Here is a 5,880-nt window from a genome sequence, read left to right as displayed (position 1 = left end):
CCCCCCCCCCCCCCCCCCCCCCCCCCCCCCCCCCCCCCCCCCCCCCCCCCCCCCCCCCCCCCCCCCCCCCCCCCCCCCCCCCCCCCCCCCCCCCCCCCCCCCCCCCCCCCCCCCCCCCCCTTTTTCAACCCCCCCCCCACCCCCCACAAAAACCCATGTCGTGGTTCGTCGGCAGCGTCAGATGTGTATAAGAGACAGGAAGTTTTATCAAAAAGCTAGCTACCACCTCTGCTGTGCTGGCTACAGGTTCCTCTGTTCTGGCTGCAGATAATTTTTCTGCTCCTTTTACCTATCTCAAGCGTTCTTCGCAATTTTCTGCTAACGACAACATCCAAATTGCCTTAATTGGTGCTGGAGGCATGGGCGTTTCTGATACCAAAACCGCATTAGAAGTACCTGGTGTAAAGCTGGTTGCCGTTTGCGATTTATATGATGGCAGGTTACAGGATGCCAAAAAAATGTGGGGAAATGATATCTTTACTACGCGCAACTACAAAGAAATTCTTAATCGCAAAGATGTGGATGCCGTTATTGTTGGCACTCCCGACCATTGGCACAAACAAATTTCTATCGATGCCATGCGAGCTGGCAAACATGTGTATTGTGAAAAACCAATGGTACACTCCATAGACGAAGGCCACGATGTGATTAAAGCCCAAAAAGAAACCGGCATGGTTTTTCAGGTAGGTAGCCAGGGCGTATCGTCATTAGGCAATGAGAAGGCCAAACAGCTTTTAGAGTCAGGAGCCATCGGCACGCTCAACTATGCCGAAGGTTTTTGGGCCAGATTCTCGCCAATTGGCGCTTGGCAATATAACATTCCAGCCGATGCCTCTCCACAAACTGTTGATTGGGAAGCTTATATCAGCAACACCAATAAACGTCCGTTTGACGCCAAACGCTTTTTTAGATGGAGAAATTACCGTGATTATGGCACGGGCATGTCGGGCGATTTATATGTACACTTGTTCTCTAGCCTTCACTTCATCACTGGGTCAATGGGGCCAGAGAAAATCTATTCAACTGGCGGTTTGCGCTATTGGAAGGATGGAAGAGAGGTTCCCGATATGCAATTGGGCGCTTTTGATTATGCTCAACAGCAGAGCCATCCGGCATTTAACCTGTCGTTACGTTGTAACTTCATTGATGGTACCAGTGGCAACACCTACCTTAAATTAGTAGGCAGCGAGGGCTCAATGGATGTAACTTGGGATGATGTAACCGTAAAAAGAAACAAAGAGATTGTTTCAGATGATCCCTTTTTCATCGAACAAATGAAAAAACAAGGGAAGGCTATTTCGCAACGCAAGCAGATACTACCTCCGCAAATTACAAAATATGCGGCCGAAGAAGGCTACAAAGGAGGTCCTTACGATCATTTTGTAAACTTTTTCAATGCGATACGCACCAAGGGAAATGTAGTTGAAGATGCCATATTTGGCTACCGTGCAGCGGCACCTGCCCTATTGTGCAACGACAGCTACTTTAAAGAAACACCTATATTCTGGGATCCAGAAAAAATGCAAATCAAGAAAAAATAAGCGACGAACCATCACCAATAAAAATAAAACTATTAACAGATGAAAACAACGTATGTATTAACCATGGCCTTGGCAGGAGCTTTCCTGACCTATGCCTCCGTTTCAGAAACAAACACCGTGCGCAAAACAACAGCAACCAATATCAGTACCCCGGCAGGTAAATGGGTAAAACTTTTTGATGGCAAAAGCCTAACCGGATGGCATGGCTATAATAAAGGCGATAAAAAAGTAGGCAATTGGATTGTTGAAGATGGCAGCCTGATATGCTTAGGCGCAGCCGCACACGATACCGGAGGTGATTTAGCCACCGATAAAGACTACGATAACTTTGAGCTGGAATGGGAATGGAAATTAGGAAAAGGCGGCAATAGCGGGGTAATGTACCATGTAGTTGAGCAGGCCAAATACAAGGGTCCATACGAAACTGGTCCAGAATATCAATTAATTGATGACATAGGCTTTCCAAGCAAATTAGAAGAATGGCAAAAAACAGGCGCTGATTATGCCATGAACCTTACCAATAACAGCCAAAAAGTGCTTAAACCTATTGGCGAATGGAACAGTAGCCGCATTGTATTTAACAAAGGCCATGTAGAACATTGGTTAAATGGCAAAAAAATCGTAGAATTTCAAGCCTGGACCAGCGATTGGGAGAAAAAGAAAAAAGAAGGCAAATGGAAAGATTATCCCGATTATGGCAGCGCCAAAACTGGCAAAATCGTTTTTCAAGACCATGCTGCTAAAGCCTGGTTTAAAAATATCAGAATCAGGGAACTAAAATAAAACAAGAAGGGATGGCCATCAACCATCCCTTTTTAGTTAAACACTTTAAAGTGCCAGCTTCTTGATTTCTTCTGCAGATAAAAGCTTATTATATACCTTTAAATCGTCCATATAGCCCTTAAAACTACCTTGAGGAGCTCCAATATATTGTAGCGGAAAAAACAGGGTCTGTACCTTGGCAATTTTATCCTTGGTATTGCTAAACTCTTGCATAGCCCCTTCCAAACGCTCAACCAAAGTACCATTCACGTACAAGCTGGTACCTTTATTATTGCCTGTAATGGTAATGTGTGTCCATGTATCTGCTGGCACACTGTAGTTAAAATTATAATGGTAATTCTCTCTAGAAAATCCCAGTTTATTGGTCTGTTGTTGCTTTAGCTTCACTACTGCGTCAGTCGAAGAGAACAAAACGGCATCAGCTGCATTGCTTTGATCAGGGTTGATCCAAAAGGAAACCGTATAATCATAGCCAATACCTTTTAATGGTGTTTGAACAAAGCTATCGCCACCTTTAAAAAAGGCCGATTGATGCCTTTCCACTTGAGCAGTTCCTACATTTTGGACTATGGTTCCACTACGCTCATCTGCGCTTGCATCCACAAACTTTTTAGCATTAAAATTATAATGCAATACCAGGCTGTCTTTTCCAACAATTTGGCCTCGCATGTTAAGTCCTGGTCCTTCGCCCAGGCTTTTGCTGTATTTGGCAAACTCGTCATAGCTCAGCAGTTTTGTGGCTGCCGTGCCATCCCACATCTTCTGCGCCAATACCTGGACAGCCGGAAAGGCACGGTCGTGCACATCTTTTTCGGTAATTCCGTTGCCTACATGATCGTTCCAAACGGCAAAGGATCCCCCCTTAATTTGAGGATGGTTTTCATCAAAAGTTTGGTTGCCAATTACGTTTGGCGTCCATTCGTTATAGATTTTCCTGAGGTTCAGGTAATCGTAGTAATAACCGGCTTTGGGCACGATGTAAAGCCAGCCATCGGGGGTACTGATCACGTTGTAGCCCAGATCGATCATCTCTTTGGGATCGGCATAGCCATTGTACCATACATTCATGGTAACATCTTTCACCTTAACCGGCGTGCTGCCCTTGGCATGTGTTAACGCCCCCCAGAGCCTTACTTTTTTACCAAAACCTTCCACATACTTTATGTAATCGTCTGTAAATTCCCTGAATTTTTCTGCTTCGGCCTTGGCATATTCGTCGGTACCAATATGTACTTCATCACCAATAAAAACCGGATGAGGTCCACTCAGGTATTCCTTAAACACATTGTTAATCACTTCCTTCGTTTTCGGATTGTTGATGTCGAGGTGATCCATCCCATATTTCTTGCTCCCGATTTCGGGCACTGCCTTTACAAAGGACAAGGAATGGGCTGGCACATCGATTTCGGGAATGATTTTTACGCCATAAGCTGTGGCCAACTGTTGCAATTCGATAAATTCCTTCTTGCTGTAACTCCCATCTTTCGCCGTTAAATTGGGATAAGTTTCGTTTTCCAAACGGAATGCCGAGTAGGTTTTGTTCCAGTCGTTGTTAAAGAACTGTTTAAAACCGTTGTCGTTCAGGTGTATCTGAAAGTCATTCAGTTTATAATAAGCCATCAGTTTTACATAATCGCGCAGAAACTGTAGGCTAAAAAACTTCCGGCCTACATCCAATACAAAGCCCCGTACGGCAAACTGCGGATAATCGATTGCAATGCCTTTAGGCAGATTGGCCTGTTGCTGATCCTGTTCCAGCATTTGCAAAATTGTTCGCGTAGCCCAAAATGCGCCTTTTGGTTCAAGCGCTTCGATATCAATCCGGTCTCCAATTTTCAAAATATAGCCTTCTTTTTTAATCGAGCTATCGGCCTTCAAGCTGAAATAGATATCTCCGTTTGCAGGATGGCTATTTTTGATTACAAAGCGATGTTTCGGGAAAGCAAGGCGCAAATCGTTCAGAAAGGTTTGGACATAAGGCATCAGCATGGCCTTGGCAACAGGCTGCACAACAATACTGACTTGCTTCTTTAAGCGAAACTGGCCATTAGAACCCTTCCAGTCTCTTAATGCAGGAATAACATGGGGCACCGGGTTGGTTGCAGTTTGGGCATAGCTATAAACAGATATAGCCATCCCTATTGTCAAAAAGACAATTTTGGATGATTTTAGGATAGACATAGGTTAGCTGTAGTTTAACCCAAATATAAAAAACATTCTGCACGCTTAGCTATTGATAAGATTTGATGAAAAGAATGTTACACCGCATTTTATAAAGCCCTAGCTTCTGCCATAAAAAAAGCGACCCTAAAGTCGCTTGGTTTTATGCTAAAATCCATTTGAATTTGTATTCCATGCTTGGGTTCTTCATTCTTTCAGCTACCCTGAGCAGCCTATCAGGCAAAGCAAGGATATAATCCCTAGCCTTTTCGCCGGCTTCATTCAATTCTCTTATGCTCTCGATTTTCCAATCGCCGATCAACTGTTTCAGGATATCTACGTAATCGGTAGAAGTGTATACACCCAAGCGTTGTGCGGCATCGGTAAAATGGCCGAAAGTTTGGCCGATTTTGAGGCCCATCTCTCTTAGGAAATGTGCCGGCATTACGATTTTCTTGCGCATCATGTCTTCAAAAGCCAACATCGCTTCATTGGCATCAACTTCAAACACGCGAGAGATGAAATCTTTATAGGCTTTGGCATGTCTAGCCTCATCGGAAGCAATTACGCCACACATTTTAGACAACAGGGCATCTCCATCCTTTTTAGCCAAAGAAGCCACCCTGCGGTGCGAAATATTGGTAGCCATCTCCTGAAAAGAGGTATAAATAAAGTTTCTGTAAGGATCTCTTCCAGTACCGATATCAAAGCCATCGGCAATAAGATATTGGGTAGAGATTTCCATTTGGCGCATATCTACACGGCCAGAAAGGTATAAGTATTTATTTAAAAGATCGCCGTGCCTGTTTTCTTCGGCAGTCCAGTGTCTGGTCCATTTCATCCAGCCGCCTTCTTCGTCTCTAGAAACATCTTCTACGGTAGTTAACCACGATTCGTAAGTCGGTAGTGCTTCTTCGGTAATGGTATCGCCGATTAAAACAGCTACCAGGTCGTAAGAAAGTTCGTTAGCGCTTTGTTGTAGGTCTTTTACCTTGGCAAAGAAATCTTCCCTACTTGCATCGGGCAAAAAATCAGATGGTTGCCAGATATCATCTATAGGCTTAAGGTATTCGGGCATTTTTTCAAGCATATATTTTTCGATATGCTTCATTACTTCCCTTCTCGATCCAAAGTTGATATTCATTATACTTAAATTAGAGTGCAAAGATACGCATAATGCTTTGCTTAGCCTTAGTTTATTTGCAATTAAAACAGGTCTTTATGTAAAAGTTCTGAACAAAATGGTGGGTAATTGTGTCTTAAAAATTCTATAAACGACAAAGGGCCATCCTGTCGGATGGCCCCTGCTTTAAAATTTGGCGCCGACCTACTCTCCCACGTGTTACCGCAGTACCATCGGCTCAGGCGGGCTTAACTTCTCTGTTCGGAATGGGAA

General features: G+C 44.1%; 4 protein-coding genes and 1 rRNA gene. 2 read left to right on the top strand and 3 right to left on the bottom strand.

Translation table 11 applies throughout. From position 1 onward, the window contains the following. The first annotated feature begins 233 nt into the window (after positions 1–233). Complete coding sequence (locus JHD69_RS18835; RefSeq protein ID WP_199141887.1) at positions 234–1,541, top strand: Gfo/Idh/MocA family protein; 1,308 nt, start codon at positions 234–236, stop codon at positions 1,539–1,541. 39 nt (positions 1,542–1,580) lie between these two features. Further along, complete coding sequence (locus JHD69_RS18830; RefSeq protein ID WP_233166046.1) at positions 1,581–2,324, top strand: 3-keto-disaccharide hydrolase; 744 nt, start codon at positions 1,581–1,583, stop codon at positions 2,322–2,324. Positions 2,325–2,369: 45 nt separating this feature from the next. On the opposite strand, the gene JHD69_RS18825 is transcribed toward JHD69_RS18830, so the two are convergent. The 3 genes from JHD69_RS18825 to rrf form a co-directional block, all read right to left on the bottom strand. Further along, positions 2,370–4,460, bottom strand: coding sequence for a family 20 glycosylhydrolase (locus tag JHD69_RS18825; protein ID WP_199141886.1), 2,091 nt, complete (start codon positions 4,458–4,460; stop codon positions 2,370–2,372). A 187-nt stretch (positions 4,461–4,647) separates the two neighbouring features. Next, positions 4,648–5,628 carry an acyl-ACP desaturase gene (locus JHD69_RS18820; protein ID WP_199141885.1) on the bottom strand — a complete coding sequence of 327 codons (981 nt, stop codon included), beginning with the start codon at positions 5,626–5,628 and terminating at the stop codon, positions 4,648–4,650. Between the two features lie 170 nt (positions 5,629–5,798). Continuing rightward, positions 5,799–5,880, bottom strand: a 5S ribosomal RNA gene (rrf, locus tag JHD69_RS18815); the annotation flags it as partial.

The organism is Pedobacter sp. ASV12 (genome assembly GCF_016429155.1).
Taxonomy (GTDB): domain Bacteria; phylum Bacteroidota; class Bacteroidia; order Sphingobacteriales; family Sphingobacteriaceae; genus Pedobacter.
This window is presented reverse-complemented; position numbering and strand designations above follow the sequence as displayed.